Annotated in this window: 17 protein-coding genes; 1 reads left to right on the top strand and 16 read right to left on the bottom strand. The window is 69.6% G+C overall.

The features are described 5' to 3' along the window. Window positions 1-115: 115 nt before the first annotated feature. From Raf01_RS29490 to Raf01_RS29415, 16 genes are all read right to left on the bottom strand, one after another. A complete protein-coding gene (locus Raf01_RS29490) occupies window positions 116-913 on the bottom strand; it encodes an ABC transporter ATP-binding protein (protein WP_239134021.1) in 798 nt (265 codons plus the stop codon). Window positions 914-1,184: 271 nt separating this feature from the next. Continuing rightward, window positions 1,185-2,435 carry an MFS transporter gene (locus Raf01_RS29485; RefSeq protein ID WP_203921315.1) on the bottom strand — a complete coding sequence of 417 codons (1,251 nt, stop codon included), beginning with the start codon at window positions 2,433-2,435 and terminating at the stop codon, window positions 1,185-1,187. Between the two features lie 59 nt (window positions 2,436-2,494). Next, window positions 2,495-4,834: a CoA transferase gene (locus tag Raf01_RS29480; protein WP_203921314.1), complete on the bottom strand. Its 2,340-nt coding sequence runs from the start codon at window positions 4,832-4,834 to the stop codon at window positions 2,495-2,497. 59 nt (window positions 4,835-4,893) lie between these two features. Then, window positions 4,894-7,173, bottom strand: a complete 2,280-nt coding sequence (locus Raf01_RS29475) for an acetate--CoA ligase family protein (protein ID WP_203921313.1) — start codon at window positions 7,171-7,173, stop codon at window positions 4,894-4,896. Further along, window positions 7,170-7,589 (bottom strand): Zn-ribbon domain-containing OB-fold protein, encoded by a 420-nt coding sequence (locus tag Raf01_RS29470; RefSeq protein WP_203921312.1) that lies wholly within the window; start codon window positions 7,587-7,589, stop codon window positions 7,170-7,172. The genes Raf01_RS29475 and Raf01_RS29470 overlap by 4 nt, the downstream gene beginning before the upstream one ends. A 59-nt stretch (window positions 7,590-7,648) precedes the next feature. Continuing rightward, on the bottom strand, window positions 7,649-8,830 hold the full coding sequence (locus tag Raf01_RS29465; protein ID WP_203921311.1) for a thiolase family protein: 1,182 nt from the start codon (window positions 8,828-8,830) through the stop codon (window positions 7,649-7,651). 22 nt (window positions 8,831-8,852) lie between these two features. Further along, window positions 8,853-9,683 carry an enoyl-CoA hydratase/isomerase family protein gene (locus tag Raf01_RS29460; protein ID WP_203921310.1) on the bottom strand — a complete coding sequence of 277 codons (831 nt, stop codon included), beginning with the start codon at window positions 9,681-9,683 and terminating at the stop codon, window positions 8,853-8,855. A 17-nt stretch (window positions 9,684-9,700) separates the two neighbouring features. Then, entirely contained in the window at window positions 9,701-11,893 is a 2,193-nt protein-coding gene (locus Raf01_RS29455; protein ID WP_203921309.1) for a tripartite tricarboxylate transporter permease, read from the bottom strand. Window positions 11,894-11,996: 103 nt separating this feature from the next. Next, window positions 11,997-13,145, bottom strand: coding sequence for a cupin domain-containing protein (locus Raf01_RS29450; RefSeq protein WP_203921308.1), 1,149 nt, complete (start codon window positions 13,143-13,145; stop codon window positions 11,997-11,999). Between the two features lie 17 nt (window positions 13,146-13,162). Further along, entirely contained in the window at window positions 13,163-14,281 is a 1,119-nt protein-coding gene (locus Raf01_RS29445; RefSeq protein ID WP_203921307.1) for a type 2 periplasmic-binding domain-containing protein, read from the bottom strand. Window positions 14,282-14,752: 471 nt separating this feature from the next. After that, the gene (locus tag Raf01_RS29440; protein ID WP_203921306.1) at window positions 14,753-15,931 is read right to left on the bottom strand and encodes a cupin domain-containing protein; all 1,179 of its coding nucleotides are present in this window, start codon (window positions 15,929-15,931) and stop codon (window positions 14,753-14,755) included. A gap of 89 nt (window positions 15,932-16,020) precedes the next feature. Beyond that, window positions 16,021-17,160, bottom strand: a complete 1,140-nt coding sequence (locus tag Raf01_RS29435) for a cupin domain-containing protein (RefSeq protein WP_203921305.1) — start codon at window positions 17,158-17,160, stop codon at window positions 16,021-16,023. Window positions 17,161-17,170: 10 nt separating this feature from the next. Then, complete coding sequence (locus tag Raf01_RS29430) at window positions 17,171-18,718, bottom strand: ethanolamine ammonia-lyase reactivating factor EutA (protein ID WP_203921304.1); 1,548 nt, start codon at window positions 18,716-18,718, stop codon at window positions 17,171-17,173. A 61-nt stretch (window positions 18,719-18,779) separates the two neighbouring features. Further along, window positions 18,780-20,894, bottom strand: coding sequence for a tripartite tricarboxylate transporter permease (locus tag Raf01_RS29425; protein ID WP_203921303.1), 2,115 nt, complete (start codon window positions 20,892-20,894; stop codon window positions 18,780-18,782). Between the two features lie 88 nt (window positions 20,895-20,982). Then, window positions 20,983-22,062: a type 2 periplasmic-binding domain-containing protein gene (locus Raf01_RS29420; RefSeq protein WP_203921302.1), complete on the bottom strand. Its 1,080-nt coding sequence runs from the start codon at window positions 22,060-22,062 to the stop codon at window positions 20,983-20,985. Window positions 22,063-22,709: 647 nt separating this feature from the next. Continuing rightward, window positions 22,710-23,480 carry a maleate cis-trans isomerase family protein gene (locus tag Raf01_RS29415; RefSeq protein ID WP_203921301.1) on the bottom strand — a complete coding sequence of 257 codons (771 nt, stop codon included), beginning with the start codon at window positions 23,478-23,480 and terminating at the stop codon, window positions 22,710-22,712. 374 nt (window positions 23,481-23,854) lie between these two features. Between Raf01_RS29415 and katG the strand changes: the two genes are divergently transcribed. Then, entirely contained in the window at window positions 23,855-26,071 is a 2,217-nt protein-coding gene (katG, locus tag Raf01_RS29410) for a catalase/peroxidase HPI (RefSeq protein WP_203921300.1), read from the top strand. Window positions 26,072-26,295 lie beyond the last annotated feature (224 nt).

The following is a 26,295-nucleotide window of genomic DNA, read 5'->3' as shown; positions in this document are numbered from 1 at the left end:
CCCGCGCCACGCTTTCCCCGACGGGTGTACCGTGGCCGAGCCGCGCCTGTGCCTTGGGACGCCTGCTCTCCGCGGCCCGGCCGCGCTCGACGCGGCACGGCCAGCCGGACGCGTCTCAGCCGTTGCGGATCAGCTGCCAGATGTGGTCGACCAGTTCCATGAACGCCGGTGTGCGCTTGATGCTTTCGTCGCGCGGGCGGGCGAAGTCCACCCGCAGGATCTCCCGCACCACGGTCTCCGGTCCCTTGGAAAGGACGACGACCTGGTCGCCCAGGTACACCGCCTCCTCGATCTGATGGGTGATGAAGAGGACCGTCTTGCGCATCTCGCTCCACACCCGCAACAACTCGGTCTGCATCAGCTCGCGGGTCTGCGCGTCGAGCGCGGCGAACGGCTCGTCCATCAGCAGCAGGCGGGGATCGGCGGCGAGCGCCCGGGCCAGGTTCGCCCGCTGCTGCATCCCACCGGACAGCTCGTGGGGATACTTCGTGGCGGCACCGTCGAGCCCGACCAGCTCTATCATTTCGCGCGCCCGGGAGCGGGCATCCTTGCGGTGGCGGATTTCCAGGCCGTACGCGACGTTGCCGAGGACCGTACGCCAGGGAAGCAGCGACGCGGCCTGGAAGACGACCGCCCGGTCCACGCCCGGCGCACGCACCACGGTGTCGCCGACCAGGATCTCGCCCCCGGACACCGGAATGAGCCCGGCCGCGGCCATCAGCAGAGTCGACTTGCCGCAGCCCGATGGGCCGACGACACAGGTGAACTCGCTCGGGTCCACAGTGAACGAAGCTTCCTTGACCGCGACGAAGTCGGGGCCGGCGTCCCGCGCCGGATAGCTGATGCCGACCCGGTCGAGGACCAGCTGTTCAGACGCGGTCGCCGTGATAGTTGCACCTGAAGTCCGCTTCACACCGATCCTCATCTCACGAGTGGACAGATCTAGCGTGGTGGGTGGGTACGGCCACGCCCCGGCGCCGGAGTGCCTTGACGGCGCGGCGCCGCGGGTCTGGTGAGAATCTGCACTGGCGCGTCGTGCCGCCCCACACCCGAGGCCCCGGGCCGCGCCGCCGTGCGCTGGCGCTGTGTATTCTGCATCCTATAGCCGATGTGTTTCGAGTAACTGTAGACCAGACCCCCTGTGAGGACAAGGAATTCGCGCCGAACGATCGGCAGGACACCGCCTATACCACGTCGGCGGCGACCCGATCCTCCACGACGGGTTTCACGTACCTGGCGAAGCGGGGCATCAGAACCGTGATGATGGCAATGCCCACCACGCAACCGATGCCGCCCGAGACGACGGAGAACTGCGCGCCGCCGAGCGAGGCGGCCAGGCCGGCCTCACCGTTGCCCAACCGCGGACCGACCTGTACCACGGCGGTCTGGATGGACGCGAGCCTTCCGCGAAGCCCGTCGGTGACCTCCTGTTGCAGGATCGAGCTGCGGCCGACCGCCGACACCACATCGGCACCGCCGGCCACCGCGAGCAGGATCAGGCCCAGCCACAACACGTGAACGAACCCGAACGCGGCGATGGCGACACCCCAGATCGCGATGGCGATGATGATGGTCCGGCCCTGCCGATGGATGCGGGGAATCCAGCCGCTGAACAGCGCGCCGAGGAACGCGCCCGCACCCGGCGCGGCATAGAGGTAACCGACGGCATCCGCCCCACCGTGGAAGAACTGCACTCCGAGCGCCGGAAACAGGGAGCTGGGCATGCCGAGGATCGTCGCGTTGAGGTCCGCCACAAAGCATCCCTGGATCGCCTGGCGATTGCGCAGGAAGCGGAACCCGTCCAGCACGGACTGCAGGCCGAACCGGGTACCCCCGCCGTGCGGCGGATGCGGTTCGAGGCTCGCGACAGCGACCAGAGCCACAGCGAACGTGGCCACGTCGACCCAGAAGACCGTACCGATGCCGAAGGCCGCGAGCAGCAGACCGCCGGTCGCCGGCCCGATCACGTAGGCGATCTGCTGCAGCAGGGTACGCAACGCGTTGGCGGCGACGATGGAGTTGCGGTCGACCAGTGAGATCATCATGGCGGTACGGGTCGGATTGTCGGCGCCGGCGAATCCCGCGGCCAATGCGGCCAGCACGTACAGCGGCCAGATCGCAGGGTGCGGCAGGCTGGCGTTGACCGCGAGCGCCAGGGTGCACACCGCGCCGCCGACGTTCGTGTAGAACAGCACGGTCCTGCGGTCGATCGCGTCCGCGATCGAACCACCGAGGATCGGCCCGATGATGGCCGGGATGATCTGGGCGAGGCTGATCAGGCCGACGTCGAGGCTGGATCCGGTGAGCCGGTAGATCTGGTAGGCGACGGCCACGACGGTGAGCTGCGAACCCAGCTGATTGACCGCGTACCCGGTCCACAGGCGACGGAACTGGGGACTTTCCCGGAGCGGTGAGGTGTCGATGAGCAGGGGCATGCGGTGACGACCCTTCCTGTCGTTGTCGGGTCCCGGATCGGGCGCGTGCCGTCCACCGTTCAGGCGACCGACCACATCTCGAACAGCGGTACGGAGGCCACCGCCCCGGACTCGACCAGCCGCCGGATGTCGACGTCGTCGTACCCGTGCTCGGCGAGCAGGACGGACGTGTCCTGTCCCGGATCGTGGGCCGGATAACTGGGCGACGGCTCGAAGCCCGTGGCCCACCCCCGGGCACGGGACTGGCGCAGCGCACCCCAACGCGGGTGCTCCCACTCGACGACCAGACCCGAATCCCGCACCCATGGCCGGTCCGGCAACTCGGCCGAGCCGCGCACGACGACACAGCCGAACCCGGACGCGCGCAACCGCTCGGCCGCCTCCTCCCGCGATGCCGCCCGACCGGCGACGTCGGCCGCGTCCCGGATCAGGTCCCCGTCCAAGGCTCCCCCCTCCGAGGCCGCCCGGCCCGAAACGCTGTGCAGAACCCCGACGTAGCCGTCCGGGCACCGCAGCCAGCGCACGCTCGACGCCGCCCGGTCCGCGGCCTGCTCCTCGAACAGCGGGCTGGAGATGAATGTCGCGGTGCGCGCGAGGCTGCCCGCCACGAACTGCGCCGCACCGGTGGCGTCCCGACGCCGCAGGGCCAGCAGGATGCCGTACGCGCCGAGAAGCCCGGTACCGAAGTCGTTGAGCGGGTACGTCACCTGATCCGGCGGCCTGCCCGGCCCCCACCCGCCCAGCGCGAGCTGCATGCCGGTGGCCGCCTGGGCGTTGTGTTCCCATCCGGGGCGGGCGGCCCAGGGGCCACCGACGTCGAACGCGTTCAGCGAGGCGTACACGATGCCGGGGCACGCCCTCGCGACGTCGGCGAAGCCGAAACCCAACTGGTCGAGCTTGCCGTGCCGGTAGTTCTCCAGGAGCACGTCGGCACCGGACAGCATCCGCCAGAGGACCTCCCGGCCCTCGTCACGGCGCAGGTCGACCAGAATGCTGCGCTTGCCACGGTTGACTTCCAGCCACCCGTACGGGCTGATCGGCCGGTGGGGGTCGTCGACCTTGATGACGTCGGCGCCGAGGTCGCCGAGCGCGCGCCCACAGGTCGGTCCGGCGAGGACGATGCTCAGGTCGACGACGACCACGCCACGCAGCGGCGAACCGGAATCACCGAGCCCACCGCCGTTCCGCGCCACTGCCACGCCGTCGCCGTGCTCCGCCACGGTGTCGCCCCGCTGCGCCACGCCGTCGCCCCGCTGCGCCACGCCGTCGCCCCGCTGCGCCGCTCCGCCGTCACGCGGCGCGGGCGAGCCGCCGTCCGGCGCCGCCTCGAAGACCCGGACGGCGCGCCCGGCCCGGATCGACGTGCCGTCGTCCACGACGATGCCCGACTCGCGGGCGTGCGGCTCGGCGAGCCACTCCGCGCGCGTCCGGCACCGGGTGCACGAGCCGCCCGCGTCGTTGATGGCGCGCTCCCACTCGTCGGCGGTACGTTCCAGGAACACCGCGTCGAGCCGCCCGCGCCAGGCCGCCTCGTCCGCGGCCGTCGGCAGGCCGAGCAGTGCCTGGACCGCCTCGGGTCGCCACTCCGGACGGCCGATCACGTCCACGAACGTCTCCACGAAGCGGGAGTAGGCCCCTCCACTTTGGACGAAGCACCCGTCGGAGCACGCGTACCGGGACGCGATCGGCAGCCTCGGACCGGCGACCGGATCGACCAGAGCCGGATCCGCGGCCCGGATCAGCCGCCGGGCGACGGTGGTCAGCGTCGCCGCGGCCAGCGGGACGACGATCCGTTGCCCGGACGGGTCCCGCCGTACGCGCAGCAGGGCGGCCATGACGTATCCGGCGGCCAGGAACGCGCCGAACGAGCTGCCCACCGGGAGTTCTTCGTCGCGCGGTTCACGACCGGCGACGAAGTTCAGGCCGAGTTCCGCCGCGATCGCGATGTCGTCGTCCACCGGAACGCCGCCGGCACTCACCGTCCCGGCACTCACCGTCCCGGCACTCACCGTCCCGGCACTCACCGTCCCGGCACTCACCGTCCCGGCACTCACCGTCCCGGCACTGACCCTTCCGGCACTCGCCCCGCCCGCGCCCGGCGCGACATCCGCCGGTGCCGGCGGAAACACCGGCAGCGAGCAGTAGATCAGGCCGGGGCGTACCGGGGCCAGGTCGTCGAAGCCCAACCCCGCCGCGTCGGCGCGGCCGATGGCCCCGGCGTCGACGACAATGTCGCACCCGGCACAGGCCGCGATCGCCTTCGCTCGCGCGTCCGGGTCGTCCAGGTCCACCACCGTGGCCCGGGCGCCCTGATCGGTCAGCAGCCGGGTCAGGGTACGCCCGGCCAACCGGTCGCCGATCCGCAGCACCCGTACGTCCGCGAGGGGGTCAGTCACCATCCGGGAATCCATGGTCGGCACTCCTTTGCCATCGGGTCATCGGCTGCTCGCCACGACCGTCACGGTGTGCGCACCACGACCGCGTCGACCGCGACCGCGTCAACCGAGACCGTGCCGCCAGCGACCGAGGATCCCGAAACCGTGCCGCCAGCGACCGTGCCACCCGAACCGGAGGCGCCAGAAACCGTTGCGCCCGACACCGAGACGCCCGAAACCGTGGCGGCCGAAGCGAGGATCAGCGGGTTGATGTCGATCTGCGTGACCGTCTCCGGCAGGTCGAGCACGCGCCGGCAGAATCCGGCCAGCAGCTCGGTGAGGCCCGCCCGGTACGCCGGCTCGTCCGCCTCCGGTACGCCGGCGAGAAGCCCGGTGGCCACCAGCGCCTCGGTGGCTTCCCGTGCCTCGCGCGGCCCGAGCGGGGGAATCAGGATGAGCGGCGGCGCGCCGTACTCGACGTCGACGCCACCGCGCCCGGCCAGCACCACGCGCCCGCACACCGGATCGACACTCATCCCCAGCACCAGTTGCGGCCCGGCCGGGAGCATGCGCTGGATCTCGAACCCCTCGACGGCCGCGCCGGCCGCGAGCATGGACCGGGCGATACCGCGACAGGCCTCCCGGATCGCGTCACCGCCCCGCACGTCCAGGTACACTGCACCCGCGCGGCTCTTGTGCGCCAGCGTCGAGGACGCGCCCTTGACCGCGACCGGATAACCGATGGCCTCCGCCGCGTCGACAGCGTCGTCCTCCCCCGCGCAGGTGCGCGAGGCGACATAGTCGATGCCGAGCCCGGCCACCACGGATGTCGCGTCGGCGAGCCCGACCAACCGGCCGGGCGGAGGCGCCTCGACCGCCGTCGGCAGCGCACCGAACTCCGGCGGCTCGGCGACCAGCCGCTCGCGGCCGGCCGACCAGGCGAGGAAGTTGCGGATCGCCAGCAACGCGGGGCGGTAGGACATCAGCAGCGGTACCCGCAGCCGCGCGCAGAGTTCGAACCAGCTCGCGTCCAGCGGCTCGATCGTGCGGCTCATCAGGACAGGCAGCTTCCCGTGGCGGCGCACGATGTCGACGAGTTCGGTGTAGAGGGTGGTCGCCGCCTCGGTCGGGACCGGTGGCTGCATGCACCGGAACGCGACGATGCCCACCGCGTCGTCCCCGCAGAGCAGTTCGGTGCTGCGCACGATGGTGGTACGGGTGAATCCGCCGCAGTCGAGCGGATTGCCGACCGTGTCGGGCGCACCCAACTCCTCGGCTATCTTGGCGCGCAGCGCCTCCCCCGGTACCGGCAGGTCAAGCCCGACCTCGGCGGCGAGATCGCTCAGCAGCCCGACATCGCCACCGGAAACGGTCACCAACCCGGCGCCGCCGTGGCGGAAGTGCTCGCCGTACTCGGCGATGAACAGCGTTTCCAGGAACTCGTCGAGGTCGCCAACCAGGATGACGCCGGCCTTGCGGCACAGCGCCTCCCAGCTCCGGCCGCCCGACGCCAACCTGCCGGCGTGCGCCAGCGCGTTGCGCCGCGACCGGTCCGAGCGTCCCGAGCTGAGCATCACCACGGGTTTGCCCACGGCGGCGAGCGCGGCCAGCGCCCGCGCGACCCGGTGTGGGTCGTGGATCGCCTCGCAGTACACGCCGACCGTCCGGGTGCCCTCGTCCCGGCCGGCGAATTCGAGCGCCTCGACCAGTTCGACGCCGCCCTCGTTGCCCACCGACAGCGCCAGCCGCACGCCCAGCCGCCAGTGCGACGCGACCGACAGCACGACGTTGAGCATGCCGCTGGACTGGAACAGCAGCGACACGGCGCCGGGACGCAACGGCCGCCGGATGCCGTCGCCGGTCCACAGCGAGACCTGGAAGCCCGGCGCGGTCAGCCCGAGCGTGTTGGGGCCGAGCAGCGCAATGTCCAGCCGGCGGGCGGTCTGGCGCAGTTGCTGCTCCAGCGCCTCACCGTGTTCGCCCCGGCCGGCGAAACCCTCCGCCAGCACCACAGCCGCGCGGCAGCCGGCCGCGGCGGCCTGTTCGATGGCCGGCACGACCGAGTTCGCCGCCGACACGATGACGGCGACGCCGTCGCGGAGGTCCAGGCCCGTGGCGTCGGGATGGCAGCGCAGGCCGAGTACCGTGTCGAAGCGCGGGTTTATCAGGTGCACCGACTCGGCCGGAAACCCGACGGCGCGCGCCCCCTCGACCACCATGCGGGTGTGGTGGCGCCGCTCGTTCGCGCCGAACACCGCCACCTGCCGCGCCTCGACGAACCGGCGCAACGCCGCGCCCGACCCCCGCGAAGACGGCTGCCGGTCACCGGTCGCCGTCGCGGGGCCGCCGTCCGGCCGCGTCACGCGCCGGCCGGCGCCGGTACCGCCAGCGGCAGCTTCACCCCATCCACGTCACGGATGACGATGCGCACCGGCATGCCGACGCGCACCTCGCCGGTCGGGCAGTCGACCACGTTCGTGCCGAACATCGGACCCTCGTCAAGCTCGATGATGGCGTTCACGTACGGGATCCGGTCGGCCAGCCAGCCTTCGAGGGCGACGTGGTGCACGTTGAACGCGAAGACCGCTCCCCGGCCCGATCCCTCGACCCAGGACAGGTCGCCCATGAACGGCGCGGCCGGGTGCGCCTGCCGGCAGTACGAGATCGGCCAGTACCAGCTCCCGCAGACGCCGCACCGGGCGAGCAGGAACTTGCCCTCGTCGACGCCTTCCCAGAAGGCCCGGTTGTCGTTGTCGATGTTGGGCGTTGGAACCGTCACGCTACCTCCAGTCGATCCTCGCGTCGGCGACCGGCCAGTCGGCCGCCGGCGGTGCCGGGTCACTCGGTGGACAGGACGACCGTGCTGTGCGCCGAGCACATTCCCGGGTTGAGCACCTCACCGCCGTGGCCGGTCACCAGCGCTGTACCGCAGTTCTCCAGCTGGCGGCCGGTCGCCTGGCCGCGCAGTTGCAGCAGCGCCTCGGAGAATCCGGTGAGGTCGCCGAAGTGGTACGCCGACATCAGGCCGCCGCCGGTGTTCACCGGAAGCGTCCCGCCCGGACCGATCCGGGTCGACTCGAGGAACGCGCCACCCTCGCCCTTGCCGGCCCAGCCGTAGTCCTCCAGCTGCAACAGCACCTCGCCGGTGAAACAGTCGTAGAACTGCACGCAGTCGATGTCGTCCAGGGTGATCCCGGCCTGACCGAACGCCTGCTGTTTCGCGTTCTGTACCGCCAGGGACGTGTAGTTGCGCTTCTCCCACCACAACTGCGCCATGGCCTCGCCGAACCCGATCCCCCGTACCGACACCGGGTGCTCGCTGTCGCGGGCCCGATCGGCGCCGGTCACCACCATGGCCACGGCGCCATCGGTCATCACGCACACGTCGTCGCGGCGGTACGGGTAGACCAGGTAGTCCTCGGCCTCGTACTGCTCCAGGGTCAACGGTCGGCCGTAGTACCGGGCCTGCGGATTGAGCAGCGCCCAGTCGCGCAGCTGGGTCGCGATCAGGCCCAGGTGCCGCGAGGTCGTGCCGTACTCGTGCATGTGCCGGGAGGCGAAGAAACTGTGGTGGCTGACCGCGCGCAGGTCGCCGAACGGCCTGCCCCAGTAGCCCTCGGGCTCGATGCGCACCGTGCCCTTGGCACCCGAGGAGCTCTTGGCCCGCTTCGATTCCGAGTAGTCCAGCGATCCCCCGGCGATCACCACGTAGTTCGCGATGCCCCGGTCGATCAGCATTCCGGCGATGGCGACGGCAAACGCTCCGCCGGTGCCGCCCCGGCCGATCGGCTGGTAGAAGTCGACGGGCAGGCCGAGCAGGCGCGGAAACGCGTCCGACGAACCGGCGCGCCCGCCCCTCCCGGCGGCACTGCGCACCTCGACCGCGGCCGTCACCTGCGACCGGTCGATCCCCGCGTCCTCGATGGCCAGGCGTGACGCCTCGGCCAGGATCGATCTCATGCTCCGGCCGGCCTGCGTGCCGGTGAGCATACCCATTCCCACGATTGCCAGGTCCGTCACGACGACGTCCTCCCCATCTGCCTCACAACGTCTGGGTGCCCTTGGGCCCGGGATAGTCGTCCCTGACCCGCATGCTCAGGGCTTCGAGCGCGGCGGAGGTGTCCAGGGTCAGTTCGAGGTCCGAGCGGAGTCGCTTGTTTATCGCCAGCTTCGTCCAACCGAGCGCCCAGGCGGGGCGCGCGAGCAGTTCCTCGATGTAACCGTCGACCGTCGCCTGAAGCTCGGACGCCGGCACCGCCTTGGTGATGGCGTTCAGGTCGGCGAGTTCCCGGGCGGTCACCGGCCGGCCGGTCATCAGGTACTCCTTCGCCTTCACCAGGCTCATCTGAGCCGGCCAGAAGACCGTTCCGCCGTCACCGGGCACGATCCCGGTCGACCTGTTCGCCGACGGGACGAAGTGGTGGTTGGCGATGTGGATGTCGGTGATGTACGCCCGCTCGTCGGCCACGATGAAGTCGCAGGCGAACGCGAGCGAGGCGCCCAATCCGAGGGCGTTTCCGTTCACCATGGCGATGACCGGCTTCTCCATGCGCACGATCGAGTCCATGATCTGCTGTGTCTCTTGCAGCGCCCGGTAGATGTGCTCGGGATCGCTCATCACGCCCTTCTTGAACCGGGACGGTTCGGCGCTGTGTTCGCCGCCGACGAACGGGGCGTAGAACGTGCCGTCGACCGCGCCCTTGAGCACGAGGACGCGGATGTCGTCATCGCCCCGGACGCGCGCCAGGCAGGTGGCCAGCTCGTGGTGACCGGCCTGCTTGTCCCGGGATCTGCCATCGGGCCAGAGCAGTTCGACGGTGGCCACCTGACCCGCCACCCGGACACCGAGTTGCTGAAAGTCGTAATCGGTCATGTCATCGATGCCTTCCGTCAGGTGAGGTTGAAACCGAGGACGGCCAGGTGCAGGAAGGTGGGGGGCAGCACCACCTTGAGGACGTGTACGAAGACGTAGTAGAACAGCACGCCGATGACGACCGCGCAGGGGACGGCGATCCGCAGCTTCGCCTTCGCGGCGAAGACCAGGTAGACGATCGCGAAGGCCATGCCGGCAACCCCGATGCCGACCAGTCGGGTGGCGATGAACGTGGCCACGAGCCAACCCAGCATCCAGATCTCGGACCGCAGCTTCGGCGTGGCGACACGTTCGACCTCATCGAGTTCGACTTCCGGGCCGGCATCGACGAGTACCGCGCCGGCCGTGCGCCCGGACCCGGCCGCACGCGATCCCGCGCCACCGGTCCGCCCTCCGTCGACGAGGCCGCCATCGGTGAGACCGCCGCCGGTGAGACCGCCACCGATCGGCCTTGCGCCGTCAACAAGACCGGCACCGGCCGCGTCGGACTGCTCCGCCGCCGGCCCGGCTCCCGTCGGGGCGGCTTCCGCCGGAGCGGGGTCGCGCCGGCCCCGCGCGTACCGGATCTGGGCGCGGACGCACTCCAGAACGCACAGCAGTCCGAAGCCGGTCGTGGCGACGCCGACGATCGTCGGGTACAGCTTCGCGTCCCGCGACCATCCCTGCGCGACCAGGACGGCGACCAGCGCCACCGCGGTGAGGCAGACGGAGATGACCAGCGACGCCCAGGTGGCCGCGCCGGTACGCGTCCCGGTGCCGTTGGTGTCGGCGTCCGGCCGCAACGCGCGCTGCCGGCGACGCAGCCGGACGGACCAGATGAACGTCGCCGCCGCGATGGCGATGATGACCAGCACGATCGGCCGTTCGAGGAACGCCCAGCCGTAGGCCCGCTGTGCGATGAACAGGTTGGGTTCGGCGCTCTTGCCCAGCACGTAGCCGAGGATGACCGGGATGATCGGCCAGTGGTACCGGCCGAGGATCCAGGCGATGAGACCGGCGACCAGCATCACGACCAGATCGCCGAACTGTCCCGTGGTCGCCGCCGCGCCCACGAAGACCAGGAACATGACGAACGGGATGATCAGGCCGCCCCGCAGTTTGGTGATGGCCGCCAGCGGCCTGAGGAACGTCAGGCACAGGGCCGCGCCGAGGATGTTCGACACCACGAGGATGAGGATCATGAAGAACGTGATGTTCAGGTGGTCCTCCAGCATGCTCGGGCCCGGCGTCAGCCCGAGGATGAGGAATGCGCCCAGCAGCACGGCCATCGCGCCCGAACCCGGCACTCCAAAGGCGAGCGTCGGGATGAGCGAGCCGCCCTCCTTCGAGTTGTTGCTCGCGCCCGGGGCGATGACGCCCTCGACCGTGCCGCGACCGAAGCGCTCCGGATGCTTGGACGTCTGCATCGCCTGCCCGTACGCGACCCACTGGCCCAGCGACGATCCCAGGCCGGGGGCGATGCCGGTCAGCACGCCGATGAGGCTGCCCCGCAACACCAGCGTCCAGTGGCGCAGCGTGTCCTGAAGCCCGGTGCGCCGGCCGACATCGGCCAGGCTGGTGGTCTTGCCCAGGGTCTCCCGGCGTCTGGCGTGTATCTCGAACAGTTGCGGCACCGCGAACAGGCCGACCGCGAGCGGGATCAGCGGTACGCCGCCGATCAGGTACGTCGAGTCGAAGCCGTACCGGATGATGCCCGTCTGCACGTCCGGTCCCACGGCCGCCAGCAGCAGTCCCACGCCGCCCAGCACGGCGCCCTGCAGCGGCGAGTCACCGCTGACCGCGCCGACCATCACCACGCCCAGGATCGCGAGGGTGAACAGCTCACCGGCGTTGATGTGCAGCACGATCGGCCGCATGATGGGCACCGAGATCGCCAGCGCGATCGCGCCGATGACGGCGCCGACCACCGCCGCGTACGTGGAGGCCGCCATCGCCCGGCCGGCCTGACCCTTACGCGCCATCGGGTAGCCGTCCAGAATCATCGCGGCGCACTCGGGATGCGCGGGTATGCCGATCAGGATGGACGTCAGGTCGCCCGCGGTGGTGACGACGGCGTACAGGCTGAGCAGCAGCGCGAACGCCTCGAAGCTGGACATGTGGAAGGTGAACGGCAGCAGCAGCGACATGGCGACGATCGAGCCGATGCCGGGGAGCAGTCCGATGCCCAGCCCAGCGAGCGTGCCCACGAGCATCAGGAGCAGGACACTCATCGAGCCGAAGTGTGCGAATGCCGAGGCTATCGCGCCGAGCATCTCGGTTTCCTTTCTCTCGCGGGCGGCTTCTCGCTCGCGAGCCGTCCGGGGTCGGGTGGCATCAGGGCATCCGCGACGCGATTCCGCGCCGCTCGAGCTGGCGCACGTACTCCCGCCGGATGTGCGGGTCCTCGTCCTCGTAGTCGATGCTCCGGCCGCCCTGCTGGACGCTGACGCGGGAGGCGATCAGCTCCTCGCCCGGGGCACCCCAGCCGTAGTAGGAGCGCCCGCTGCCGTCCCAGACCAACAGCCGGACGCCGTCGGCACCGGTGGCGAAATGCTGGTGGTACCAGTCGCCGCCGCCGGGCGCCGCGGAGACCATCCCCACCGACACGTACTCCTGGCGCTTCACCAGGTGCTCCTGCCCGGTCTCCCACGGTCGCGGACCGGCCTCCCGCGGCCAGGTGTAGGTGTAACCCTCACCCTTGACGCAGATCAGCACCGCGCCGGACGGGTGCCGGTGCGCCTTGGAGTAGCGGCCAGGCTCGTGCTGGCCGATGAAGCAGAAGAAGGCGTCGGTGGCCATGTGCGGTTCGACCCGCCTGTACCCGGGTGACCGCTCGTTGTCCAACGGCAGGTCCACGTCGACCACGTCCGGTACGAGATTTGTGCGCCACATCGCGCGTCCGCGCACCGGATCGGCGAGGATGTCCTCCGGGGGCCGGTAGTAGTCCCCGTCGGCGGCCAGATCGACCAGCCGCGCCGGGTTGTCGAAGATGAAGCTCTCGCTCTTGAAGATGTTCATGATGGGCGGCGCGTTGTTCCCGGCCAGCAACAGCGCCCGATCGGCGGAGCCGTTGACGATGCGGTGGAACGCGTTCGGCGGGATCGCGAACATCGAGCCGGCACCCCATTCGAAGCGCTGGACCCGGCGGCTGCCCTCCAGCCACACCTCGGTGGTCCCGCGCCCCTCGATGACGAAGAACAACTCCTCGTAGAGGTGCCTTTCCTGGTTCGTGGTACCGCGGCCGGGCACCTCGATGACGAACATCCCCCACTGCCCGTCCGTGCCATCGGGCTGGATGAACGCGGCGTTTCCGCCGAGCCGGGCCCACGGCCGCAGTTCGAGCTCGCGGACGTCGCGTACGCCGATGCCGCGGTGCACCGGGATGTCCTGCTCCTGCATGAACCGCTCGTACGGGCGGGCCGGCCGGCGGTAGGTGGTCGTCCCGGCGTAGGTCTTCTCTTCCGTTGGCGCGACGAACGTCATGGGTACCCCCTCGACCGCTACTTGAGGCCGCTGTACTTCTTGAACAGCGTCACCTGCTCGGGCGAGCTGTTCAGGAAGGCGTTCCACGACTTGGTCGCCGTCGCGGCGTCGGTCGCCGCCAGCGGGACGGTGAGCTTCGACTGGGTGAGGGTCTTCCAGCCGTCGCTCTTCACCATGTTGTTGAACGCGGTCTGGATCGTCGACATCAGGTTGGCCGGTGTGCCCTTGCGGGCCGCGAGGACGTAGTTCGACGTGTTGAGGTTGGCCGCGATCTGGTAGGTGTCCCAGAGTTCCCCGGTCGGCATCGCACCGTTGTGCAGCTTCTGGTACTGCTCCAGGATCGTCGGGACGTCCGGGGCCAGCGCGCTGCGGACGATCTGCTGCTGGTCGTTCATCACCCCGGTCTGGAACAGCGCGTTGAACTTGCCGTCCTTGACGTAGGGCCGGAAGGTCTGGTCGTACGACGTGTCCGCGGTCTGCGCGGCGTCGGTCTCGTTGCTGAGCATCGACGTCGCCGCGTCGGCGCCGCCGCCGCTGAACCCGTAGATCTGCTTGATCGGTATGCCGAGCAGGCCGTTGCCGACCGTGGCCGCGAGCGAACCGGTGCCACCCGCCGAGGTCTCGGCGATGCGCAGCGGCTTCGCGGACTTCTGCAGCGTCGGGATGTCCGTGCCGAGGTCGGCGCGCACCGGCTGGACCAGGCCCTGCGGGAACCCGCCGATCAGCGGCTGGTCGGGCAGAGCGTCGAAGCCGGTCGTCTTCGCGATGTACCGGGTCGCCATGCCGGCGCCGAAGAACCCGAGGGTCAGGCCGTTGGCCGGTTGCAGGTTGGCCACGTAGTTCAGGCCGACCGACCCGGCCCCACCGTCCATGTTCTTCACCACGACGGTCGGCTTGCCGGGCAGGAAGTCACTCAGCTGCGCGGCGGTCAGGCGGGCCAGGACGTCGGCCGAACCGCCGGCGGCGAAGGGAGCGATGAGTGTTACCGTCTTGCCGGCGAAGCTGACCGTGTCGTCGCTCTTCGACGTCGACGAGCTGCCGCCGTTCACCCCGACGCTGCAAGCGGCCAGCACCGCGCCCGCCACGACGACGGAAGCCAGCTTGGCCGCCGCCCGCGCTCTGGAGATTCCGTTCATGACTTCGACTGATCCCCTCTGCGTATCCGGCGTTGGCTCGCCACCACCTGCCGGTGCCTGAGTCATAGGTCATGTGTCATGCGTGAACCGGGTCGCGTTCCCGGCGGAAACCGCGGTTGAGAAACCGCAGTTGAGCGCCGGGGACCGCGAACCGCGCGCCTCCCGAGGAGGCGGTGAGTTGTGCCACAGCCTATATCCTGCAGGCGATAGTGGGAAGACGTCAGGCGGATCGCGGCGGACCGCCCGCGACAGACCGTGCGCCACGACGGACGCCCACGACGGACCGCCCGCGACAGACCGCCCGCGACAGACCGCCCGCGACAGACCGCCCGCGACAGACGGACCGCGACAGACCCGCCGCGCGACAGGCCGCGCGGTTTCCGGGAACGAGTCATCCGCCGCGGCGCCCGACTCGCCGCGGCGGATGACGGCTCAATGGAGGACGGTTAGGCTGGCAGCGCCTGGGATCCGTCAGGCGTAGAGGTCGTCGGTCATGATGGACTTCCCGCCGTTGCGGGCGAGGTTGCGCTCGAACTCCTCGCGGATGTGCGGATCCTCGCTGCGGTAGCCGATGCTGTTGCCGCCGTCCTCGATGTTGGCGTTGGTCCACACCTTGGTCTTGTTGGTGCGGCCGTACTCCTGCGACCAGGTGCCGGGTACGCCGCCGGAGAACACGAGCAGCCGCAGCGGTCCGGCGCTGGTGCCGAAGTGTTGGTGGAACCAGGTGCCGCCGCCCGGCGCCGCGGCCACCATGCCGCCCTGCACGTAGTCGACTCGCTCGACCTGATCCGCCTGGCCGCTGGCCCACGGCCTGGTGCCGACGTGGTTCGGCCAGTTGTACGTGTAGCCCTCGCCCTTGACGCAGATGAGCACGGCACCGGACTTGTGGTGGTGTGCCTTCGAGTACCGGCCCGGCACGTGCTCGCCGATGAAGCACCGGAAGTAGCCGCCGGCCATGTTCGGCTCGATCCGCCGGTAACCCGGCGAGCGCTGGTTGTCCAGCGGGAACTCGGTGTTCACGATGTCCGGGATGATGTTCGTCTTCCACATCGCCCGGCCCAGCTCAGGAGTCGCGAGCGTCTCGGTGTTGGGCTTGTAGTAGTCGGCCGAGCCGTCGTACCGCTCGACGAACGGGTAGTCGTTGTTGAACACGAAGTCGACATTGTCGAACGTGTTCAGCACGGTCGGCGCGGTGTTGCCGACCAGCAGCAGCGCCGGCGTCGACCGCGCGTTGACCAGCTGGAACCGCGCGTTCATCGGGATCGCGAACAAAGAGTTCTGGTGCCACTCGAAGCGCTGCCGCCCCGAGCCGTCCGGCAGGGACAGCTCGGTGGTGCCCTCACCCTCGACGACCCAGTATTTCTCCTCGAAGCAGTGCCGCATCGGTTCGGTCGAGCCGCCCGGCGGGATCTCGATGACGTGCATGCCCATCAGGTCCGTGGTGTTGTCGAGGTCGATGAACGTGGCGTTGACGCCCATCCGCGCCCACGGCTTGAGTTCGAGTTCCCGCACGTTGTGGACGCCCGGGCCGATGAAGACCGGGATGCCCTCGTCCGCCATGTAGCGTTGGTACGGCGTGGGCTGGCGGTTGACCCGCATCGTCCCGGCGAAGGATCCGTCCAGCGGTTCTTTGAAGAGTTCCTCAGACACGGACACTCCCTTGCGATCAGCGTGATCGGTGAGCTGACGTCATGGATGGTTGTAGATTGTATCCTATAAGAGCGCCCGACTCTACGGTCTCACTCCATCCTTGACGGCACGCCCGCCCTGGCCAACTCGGCGTCGTACAGTTCGCGGATCGCCGGGTCTTCGTCCTCGTACTCGATCTGCGTCTTGCGATCCCGGATCTGCTGGCTGCTCGCGGTGAACTGGCTGTTCATCCGGGCCGTCACCGGATAGCGGTAGTTGCCCATCTTGACCGCGAAGTAGCGCGCCGGCTCGCCACTGATGTTGAAATGCTGGTGGTACATGTTGTCCGGCGGCGAATACACCACTCCGTGGCACCAGTCGACCCGCCGCCTCGTGGTCTCCCCCTCGTACCAGAGCAACGAATAACCCTGGCCGGTCACCGGGTAGATGTGCGTTCCTCCCATGTGCCGGTGCGCCTTCTTGTACCGGCCGACCGGAATCTCCGACATGTGCGCGTGCAGCACGCCGTCGGCGAGCAGGAACTGGATGCCGTTGCTGGCCTTGCCCCGGCGCTCCAGCGGCCTCAACTCGGCGAAGATGCCGAGGTCCGGGACGAAGTTGGTCTCCCAGAAGTTGTGTACGAGGTCCGCGTGCGTGTCGGACACGTGCCGCCCCTCGCCGCGGAAGTAGCCGGTCGGGGTCCGCAGCCGCTCGGGGAACTCGAAGTCGACACCGAAGAGGAAGTCGGCGTTGTGGATGAGGTTCATCATGATGGGAAACGCCGTCGTCAGGGCGATCCGGGCCGGTTCGCGGCCGCTGGCGTTGAACAGTTGGTACCGCGCGTTGAGCGGAAGCGCGAACATGCTCTTCGGCCCCCACTCGAAGCTGTGGCTGGCGTCGCCGGTCTCGATGGTCGTGCTGCCCCGTCCGGAGATCACGTAGGCGACGGCCTCGAAGAGGTGGCGCTGCGGAACGAGCGCCTGGCCGGGCGGCAGTTCCAGCAGCCACAGGTCCAGAAAATCGCCCCGGCCGGCCACGTTCACCACGGCCCCGTTGACGCCCAGCCGGGCCCAGGGGGTGACCGGCGCGGAGCGCAGGTCGACCGCGAAATCCTCGATCAGCGGCACCTTCTCGCCCTCGACCCAGTCGCGGTACGCGCTGACCAGGAACCGTTGATCCTGCCCGTCGGCCGCTGGCTGACGCGCCGCTGACTGACTCGCCGGTGCCTGACCAGCCGGTGACTGACTCATCGTGCCTCCCTCATCCGCTTGACCCGAACAGCAACGACTTGATGACGACCGGCAACACCCCGGGGGGCCAGATGGGCGGACCGATGTCGACGTAGTCCAGCGGCCGGAACTCCAGGTTGTCCAGGCAGATCAGTGGCCCGGACACGGCCAGCTCGTCCGCCAGCAGCGCGCCCAGCGACGCGCTGAGGTCCCTGTCGAGCAGGATGACGGCCGGCACCCCGGTCCCGGGTGGTCGCGCCGCGACGATGCCCTCGCCCAGCGCCCGCAGCCGCGGGTACGACGGCGGCCCGGCCCAGCGGAGGGCGAGTGCGACCGCCGCGTCCTCGGGCAGGTCGTGTGCCTTCACCGCGCGCCTGATGGCCGCCGCCACCTCGAACGGATCGATGTCTCCGGCGAGGTCGACGGCCGGGTGTACGACCGGGAGGTTGCGCAGCGGCAGGCTCGCGCCCCGAACGGCCACGGTACTTCCGGTGACCTGTACCGAACACTGCGACGCACCGATCACGGTGGCCCGGATGCCCTGGCCCGGATCGAGCACCGGGACGCCGAACACACCCCGGTCGATGGCCTCCCGCAGGTGCTCTCCGATCGCCCGGCCGAGGTCGCCGTAGTCGGCCCGGTCCCGATCGAAGACGTACTCGGACACGCCGCCGGAGAAGGTCACTCCGTCCAGGCCGACCATCTGCTCCCAGACCGGCTCGGTGAGTACGAGATCGGGCCGCAGGCCGGCGACGTTTCCGGCGGGTACCGCCAGAATCTGCGCGGCGACCACGGCGGCCAGCGACCGCTCCGCCTCCGGACCGAAGTAGTCGCCGGGCCGCAGAGCCTCGCCCGCCGGCAGCGACGCATTCGGCAGCGACGCAGCCGACACTGAGGCACACGGCAGAGGTGTATTCGGCAGCCCTGCATCCGCCATCAAGGCGTTCGCCACCGGGGCGACCCGGGTCAGCCGCCGGTCCGCGTCCCAGGCCACGATCCGGCCACCGACCTCGATCGCAGCGGTCGCCACCACCTCACCGGCACGGATCAGCGCCAACTTCGTGGTGCCGCCCCCGATGTCGACGCAGAGCAGCGACCCGCCGGTGCGCTGGGACGCCTCGACCGAACCCGAACCGTACGCGGACAGCAACGCCTCCAGGTTGTGCCCGGCGGTGACGCACACGAAGTCGCCGGACCCGGACGCCACCGCGTCGGCCAGCGCCCGGGCATTGCGGCGCTTGAGCGCTTCCCCGGTCAGGATGACCGCGCCCGTGTCGATCACGGACGGATCGATACCGGCGTCGGCGTGGCACCGCGCGGTGAACGCCGCGATGGCGCCGGAGTCGATGAGGCCGTCCGGAAGGTACGGGGTGAGCAGCACCGGCGACTGCCACAGCACGGTCCGCGACACCAGCCGGAACCGGCTGGACAGTTCCAGCGTTTCCCGCCGCAGGTGCAGGCGGGAGAAGATGAGGTGCGAAGTGGACGATCCGATGTCCACGCCGACCGACGTCAGGTGAACATTGTCCAGCAGGTAGAAGGGATCCTCGGCGCCGGGTGGCGGGTCCGCTTCGGTCATAGGTCCTCCACTGTGGACATCCAGGCGGCTTTCGGGAGTCGACCTTTCGAGAGACCACGCGCTAGATGAAGCTGGGTCCGATCAGTGGGATCGGCATGGCCACGTTGAGCACCAGCACGAACAGCACGTAGAACACCACTCCGACCACCGCCGCCATCAACACCGCGCGGAGCAGGCCGCGCCGGGTGGCCATCGCGTACCCGAAGACGAACACGACCAGCCCCATCAGGAAACCGACCGCGTAGCTGAGCACCGCGGCGAGCACGAACCAGCCGAGACCGGCAAGCGAACGCTTCACCGGCAGTTCGGCCGGCACGACGGCGACGGCCGGGATGGGGTCGAGGACTCCGGTCGCGGAGGCGGCCATGGCCGGTTGGGCCGACCCGAGCGTGCCAGCGGGTGCCGCGACACCGGCGGGCTCCGGCACGATACCCACATCGGGTCCGGCATCCTCGCCATCGACGGGTTGGTCAGTCCGCGAGCGGCGCAGGGCCCGCACCTCGACGCCCACCTCCAGCAGGCCGAGCACGACCAGCAGACTGCCGACCGCGGTCGGGAACGCCCGAGCCTCCAGCGGCCAGTGCCAGGCCAGGATGACGGCGACGGCACCCAGCGCGGTAAACGCGGCGGCGACCGCCAGCGACGCCCAGAGCCACGCCCGGTCCACCGACTCGATCGCCGGTGTGCCCTCGTCCGTGGCCTGCGCCCGCCGCCGCGACCGGGACTTGCGCCAGGCGGTACCCACGGCCAGCAGGATGGTGGCCGCGAACAGCAGGTCGACCACGGGCGACAGCAGCCAGTGCAACTTGTACGTGCCGACGCTGATCCACAGGAAGTTCTCGGCGTTGCCGCCCAGCACGAAACCGAGAATCACCGGCACGACGGACCAGCCGGCGCGGCGCATGACCCAGGCGACCATGCCGGTGGCGATGAGGGTCACCACATCGCTCCAGCGGGCCGCGGAGACCGCGCTGCCGATGATGACCAGCGCGCTGACGACCGGCATGAGCGTCATCGCCGGTACCACGCTGATCCGCGCCATCGGCTTGAGGAAGGCGAACGACAGCGCCGCGCCGATGACGTTCGCCAACACCAGCATCCAGATCATGAAGTAGGTGATGTTCAGGTGGGTACCGAGCATGGACGGCCCCGGGGTGATGCCCACCACCACGAACGCGCCGAGCATGATTGCCATCGCGGCCGATCCCGGCACCCCGACCGCGATGGTGGGCACGAGGGAGCCGGCTTCCTTCGAGTTGTTCGCGGAAGCCGGAGCGATCACGCCCTCGATGACTCCGGTGCCGAACCGCTCGGGGTGCTTGGAAATCTGCGCCGCCTGGCCGTACGCGACCCACTGCCCCACCGCGCTGCCCAGGCCGGGCAGCATCGACATCACCGCGCCGATCAGGCTGCCGCGCAGCAACAGGCTCGGCCGGGACAGGACATCCCGGACGCCGACCTCCACGCCGCTGGACAGGTCGGGGCGCTCCGAGACGCCGCGCTTGCCCCGGGCGTGCAGTTCCATGATCTCCGGCAGCGCGAACAGGCCCAGCGCGACGGCGACCAGCGACAGGCCCTCCAGCAGGCTGAGGCTGCCGAAGCCGTAGCGGACGATACCGGTCTGGGCGTTGGTGCCGATCGAGGCGAGCAGCATGCCGAGGCAGGCCGCGGCGATGCCCTTGAGTACGCTCTTGCCGCTGAGGCTGCCCACCATCGCGAGGCCCAGCAGGACGATCGCGAACAGCTCCGGTGAGCCGATGTCCACCACCAGGGGACGCAGCACCGGAATCAGCAGGAACAGCATGACCGCGCCGATGACCGCGCCGGCCGCGGCGCTGAAGATGGTGGCGCCCAATGCGCGCGCCGCCTCGCCGCGTTTGGTCATCGGGTACCCGTCGGGCACCAGCGCAGCACACTCCGGATGCGCGGGTATCCCGATCAGTATCGAGGTCATGTCGCCGGTGATGCTGAAGACCGCGTAGGTGCTCAGCAGCAGCGCGAACGCCTCGAACGGCGACATGGTGAGGGTGAACGGCAGCAACAGAACGAGCACGACCACGCCGCCCAGGCCCGGAAGCAGACCGGTGAGCAGACCGATCACGATCCCCACCATCATCAGCAGCAGGACGCTGCCGTTCGCCACATTTCCCAAGCTGTTGAGGAACGCATCGAGCATGGTGCTGACTCACCCGCTTCCATCGAGCCTGTGTCGGACCCTCCGCGGCGCGGGCGGCCGGAACGCCGCCCAGGCCACGGCACTCGCGTCACTTGCCGTTGGCGGCGTCCTCCAGCACCGACAGCACGTCGCCGGAGGTGTTCAACAGGTTCTGCAGCAGCTTGCCGGCCTCGGCGTTCCCGACGCTGACCGCTCCGCCCAGGGTGGTGTTCAGCTTCGACTTGACCGCCGGGTCGGCGGCCATCCTGTCGAATCCCTGGCGCAGCGCCGTCAACGCCTCCGGCGGCGTGTCCGGACGTGCCGAGAGGAACAGCCCCAGCTGCACCATGTCGGCCAACTTCAGCACCGCGTCCCACTCCGGTCCGGACGGCGCGTGGCCGTACTGCTTCTGGTACAGCTCCTGCAGGGTGGGGAACTCGGACAGCGCGGGCGAACGCGCCAGGGTGTTGTCCGGGCCCGGGTCGCCGACCTGGTAGAAGGGGTACGCGAGGCCACGGTCCACCAGTGTCTTGTAGGAGGCGAGGTAGGCACCGGCGGCCGGCGACGCGGTGTCCGCCTCGCCCCGCTCGACGGCCAGGGCGACCGGTCCGGCGCCGGAGTACCCGTAGACCTCCTTCACCGGGATGCCCAGCAGCTTGAAGCCCAGCGTCATGTCGATGACGCCCGTGCCACCCGGCGCGGTGCTGCCCGCGGCCAGCGGCTGCTTCCGCTTCTGCAGGTCGGCGACGGTGGCGCCGGCGGACTTGCGAACGATGACCACCAGCGGCGCGGTGACGTCCCCGATGATGGGCATCTTGTCCAGCGGATAGTCGGTGCCGTCCTGCTTGAACATCCAACGCAGCACGACCGCGGTGTCCGGCAGCGCGAGGTTCAGGCCGTCGTTCGGGAACACCTCGGCGACGTTCTTCATCATCACGCTGCCCGCACCGCCGGCGTTGTTCTTCACCACCACGTGCGGGTGACCGGGGATGTAGTTCGGCAGGTACTGCGCCAGCAGCCGTGCCGTCGTGTCGCCGTTGCCGCCGGGCGAGGACTTGGTGGTGATGGTGATGGTCTTTCCCTTGTAGAACGTCGCGGCCTTGGCGCCGGCACCACTGCCGGACGATCCGCGCCGTGAGCAGCTGGCCGACCCGGCGACCAGGACGAGTGACAAGAGGACGATGCCCAACAACCGTGATCGTCTGGGTACTCGTGTCCTCACAGTTTCCCCTTTCCGGTACGAGATCGGTGTCGAGGGCGGGTCAGAGTACGGCGCACGGCGCACCGGACCGCCGTGCCGGAGCGGCACGGGATGGCGGCTGTACCGGTGCGCTGGGGTCGGCTCGTGGAGGGTCGGCTCGCTGGGAGTCGGCTCGCGGGGAATCGGTGCGCTGGGAGTCGGCTCGCTGGTCGGCTCGGCTCGCTTTGGGGCGGCTCGCTTTGGGGCGGCTCGCTGGTGTCAGGAGCGACGGCCGGGACGAGGGCCGTGCTCCGACGCGCACGCACTGGGGCGGCGCATCCGGATGTACTCGGCCGGGAGGATCGCGAATCTCACCGGATCGCCTCCACCCGCCGACACGGTTCGCGGGGCCACCCCCCGGTGACACGACCGCCGGTGCGCCGCCGGCCGGTCATCGGTAGAGCGACCAATCAAAGATTTCCGATAGGCTATAAACAGTTGCGGAGCCTGTCAACGCCTTGAATACGTTGGGAAGCCAATCCGTTACGGCGACCGCAGATCGGGCGGAGCTCGGCGCTACCGAGCCGACCCCTCGCGTGCTAACATCGCGCCTATAAACTGCACGATAAAGGTCCAATGGTTCGAGTGACTGACGGTCAGGCGTCGAGGAAGTCGCGCAGCAGCCGCCCGTAACCGGTGATCGAGACTCCCTCGGTGGCCTTCGACATCCGCAGCCCCTTCCACAGGGTGCACTGCATGCTCGAGATGACCGTGGTGTTCAGCTCGCGCTCCAACCGGTCGATGATGTCCGCGACCGGGAACGGCGCTCCCGCGAAGTAGATGCCGTCGGCCCCGCCGGCGGCCTCGAACGTGCGCTTCGCCAGCTCGTACCCGGCGCGCAGCGGCGACATCCGCAGCTTGCGGTACTCGACGCCGAGACTGTCCAGGGCCGGCACGGACAGCCCCGACTTCTCCAGGAACTCCCTCAGCAGCTCGGGAAACGGCGGCGGGAACGGTGTCGCCACAGCGACCCGCCGCATCCCCAGCACCCGCATCGCCTCCACCGCGGCGGACTGTGCCGCGCTCGTCTGGATTCCGGAGGCGCGCTGGATCCGATCGACCAGTACGTTGTCCGAACCGTACCCGCCGAGCACGACCGTCGGAGACCCGCCGAGGATGATGCAGTCGGGCTCGGTCCGGGCCAGCCGGCGGGCGGACTCCTCCGCCCGCGTCAGCGCCTCGCCGATCTGCTCCGGCGTGATGTCGGTGACGCCGAGCGCGGTGCGCACGATCGTCACCCCCGGCGGGGCCATCCGGTAGAACTGGCGCGACGATGACTCGTCGACCGCGCCGGGGCTCAGGAACCCGATGCGGGCCCGCCAGCCATATCCGTGGGAGAACAGCTTGTCGTCGTCTGGTTGGGTCACGCTCGCGTGCCTCCTTGAGAGTACCGACCGGTCGGGCAATGGCCTCCACATGCGCGATTGACAGACGCGCGGCGCGATAGCGGCGCGGTGTGATTCCAGTGGCCGCCGGCGCGCGTCGCGGTTATAGGTTACATAGTATGAATCATGGGCGCTAGGGCCGCCTTCGGCTCGACCGCTCGGCTCGCGCGACGATGACGCGCCCGGGGCCGATGTCGCTCCCCGATCCGGGCCACCACAAGATCAGCTACGGCCACGGCCGATCGCGAACACGCGCAGCGCTCGACACCAGTGACGCGGTAACGCGTTGGATCTAGAGCAATCAACCTCGAAACCGACCAGCCAGCTGACGGAAGCAACGAGAGGAGAGGACCGACGTGTCCGCTAACAAGGATGAGACTCGAAGCGTCAGCGAAAGCGAGAATCCGTCAATTCCGTCCCCGCGTCCCACGCCGGCCCGCCGGCCAAGGACCAACCAGGACTGGTGGCCAGAACAGCCGAACCTGCAGGTACTCCACCGGCACTCGCCGCAGTCCAACCCGATGGGAGCGGACTTCTCCTACGCGGAAGAGTTCAAGACCCTCGACCTCGACGCGCTCAAGCGGGACGTCGTCGCGGTGATGACGGCGTCGCAGGACTGGTGGCCGGCCGACTACGGCCACTACGGGCCGCTGTTCATCCGGATGAGCTGGCATGCCGCCGGTACCTACCGTATCGCCGACGGCCGCGGCGGTGGCGGCAGCGGCGCCCAGCGGTTCGCTCCCCTCAACAGCTGGCCCGACAACGCGAGTCTCGACAAGGCACGCCGGTTGCTCTGGCCGATCAAGCAGAAGTACGGCCGCAAGATCTCCTGGGCCGATCTTCTCGTGTTCGCCGGCAACTGTGCCTACGAGTCGATGGGGTTCAAGACCTTCGGTTTTGGCTTCGGGCGGGAGGACATCTGGGAACCCGAAGAGATCTTCTGGGGGCCCGAGGACACCTGGCTCGGAGACGAGCGCTACAGCGGCGACCGGGAACTGGCCGGCCCGCTCGGCGCCGTACAGATGGGCCTGATCTACGTGAATCCGGAGGGCCCCAACGGCACCCCGGATCCGCTGGCCTCGGCGAGGGACATCCGGGAGACCTTCGGCCGGATGGCGATGAACGACGAGGAGACCGTCGCGCTCATCGTCGGCGGCCACACCGTCGGCAAGTGCCACGGCGCGGTCGATCCCCAGTACCTCGGTCCCGAGCCCGAGGGCGCTCCCCTGGAGCAGCAGGGCCTCGGCTGGCGGAACACCTTCGGCAGCGGTACCGGCGCCGACGCGCTGACCAGCGGGCTGGAGGGCGCCTGGACGAGCGAGCCGAACAGGTGGGACAACGGCTACCTGGACAACCTGTTCAGGTACGACTGGGAGCTGACCACCAGCCCCGCCGGCGCGCAGCAGTGGACACCCACGGACCCCTCGGCGCAGGGTACCGTGCCCGACGCGCACGATCCGGCGAAGCGGCACGCCCCCATCATGCTGACCTCGGACCTCGCCCTGAAGATGGATCCGACCTACGGGCCAATCGCCAAGCGCTTCCACGAACATCCGGATCAGCTCGCGGACGCGTTCGCGAAGGCGTGGTTCAAGCTGTTGCACCGCGACCTGGGACCCGTCTCGCGCTACCTCGGTCCGTGGGTCCCCGAACAGCAACTGTGGCAGGATCCGGTCCCCAAGGTCGACCATGAGCTGGTCACCGACGAGGACATCGCCACGCTCAAGGCGAAAATCCTTCAGTCGGGACTGTCCGTCTCCCGGCTGGCCTCCACCGCCTGGGCGTCGGCGGCCAGTTTCCGCGGCACCGACAAGCGGGGCGGGGCCAACGGCGCACGGATCCGCCTCGCCCCGCAGAAGGACTGGGCGGTCAACAGTCCCGCCGAGCTGGCCGACGCGCTGCAGACCCTGGAACAGGTGCGGCAGGACTTCAACCGCGCACAGTCCGGCGCGAAGGCGGTCTCGCTCGCGGACCTGATCGTCCTCGGCGGGTGCGCGGCCGTCGAACAGGCGGCGAAGAGCGCCGGGTACGACGTCACCGTTCCGTTCGCACCGGGGCGCACGGACGCTTCCCAGGAGCAGACCGACGTGGAGTCGTTCGCCGTCCTCGAACCGGCCGCGGACGGGTTCCGCAACTACCGGCGCACCGCGGACAAGTTGTCGCCGGAGACCCTGCTGCTGGACCGGGCCTTCATGTTGACGCTGACCGCTCCCGAGATGACGGTTCTGGTCGGCGGCATGCGGGCGCTGAACGCCAACTCCGGGCGGTCCCGGCACGGCATCCTCACCGACCGGCCCGAGACCCTCACCAACGAATTCTTCGTCAACCTGCTCGACATGGGTACCGAGTGGAAGGCGTCCGCCGCGGAGGACGTGTTCGAGGGCCGGGACCGCGCCACGGGCGAGGTGAAGTGGACGGCGACCGCCGTCGACCTCGTCTTCGGTGCGAACTCCGCGCTGCGGGCCATCTCCGAGGTCTACGCGTCGCACGACGCGAAGGAGAAGTTCGTGCGTGACTTCGTGGCCGCGTGGGTCAAAGTCATGAACCTCGACCGGTTCGACCTCGTCGCCTGACACCGCCGTGGCACTGCCCGCACCCGCGCCTCCGCGGGTGCGGGCAGTGCCGTGACCGGGCGGGTTGTTGTTACCATCGACCCGCAGTGGCCGCCCTTGCCCATTGCCCACCGGGTTCGCCGCCAGGTTCCGCTCCCGGACCGCGGCCAGCCATCTCCCACCGCCCCGGCCGGATTCCGCGGACTGCCGACACTCCGCGGACTGCCGACATTCCGCGAACTGCC

It is taken from the genome of Rugosimonospora africana, assembly GCF_016862975.1.
In the GTDB taxonomy this organism is placed as follows: domain Bacteria; phylum Actinomycetota; class Actinomycetes; order Mycobacteriales; family Micromonosporaceae; genus Rugosimonospora; species Rugosimonospora africana.
This window is presented reverse-complemented; position numbering and strand designations above follow the sequence as displayed.

Bases quoted from the DNA above. Each gene is read 5' to 3' on its own strand.
- Raf01_RS29445 (WP_203921307.1), bottom strand. From the start codon at position 14,281: ATGAACGGAATCTCCAGAGCGCGGGCGGCGGCCAAGCTGGCTTCCGTC.
- Raf01_RS29435 (WP_203921305.1), bottom strand. From the start codon at position 17,160: ATGAGTCAGTCACCGGCTGGTCAGGCACCGGCGAGTCAGTCAGCGGCG.
- Raf01_RS29430 (WP_203921304.1), bottom strand. From the start codon at position 18,718: ATGACCGAAGCGGACCCGCCACCCGGCGCCGAGGATCCCTTCTACCTG.
- Raf01_RS29450 (WP_203921308.1), bottom strand. From the start codon at position 13,145: ATGACGTTCGTCGCGCCAACGGAAGAGAAGACCTACGCCGGGACGACC.
- Raf01_RS29485 (WP_203921315.1), bottom strand. From the start codon at position 2,435: ATGCCCCTGCTCATCGACACCTCACCGCTCCGGGAAAGTCCCCAGTTC.
- Raf01_RS29480 (WP_203921314.1), bottom strand. From the start codon at position 4,834: ATGGTGACTGACCCCCTCGCGGACGTACGGGTGCTGCGGATCGGCGAC.
- Raf01_RS29460 (WP_203921310.1), bottom strand. From the start codon at position 9,683: ATGACCGATTACGACTTTCAGCAACTCGGTGTCCGGGTGGCGGGTCAG.
- Raf01_RS29425 (WP_203921303.1), bottom strand. From the start codon at position 20,894: ATGCTCGATGCGTTCCTCAACAGCTTGGGAAATGTGGCGAACGGCAGC.
- Raf01_RS29455 (WP_203921309.1), bottom strand. From the start codon at position 11,893: ATGAGTGTCCTGCTCCTGATGCTCGTGGGCACGCTCGCTGGGCTGGGC.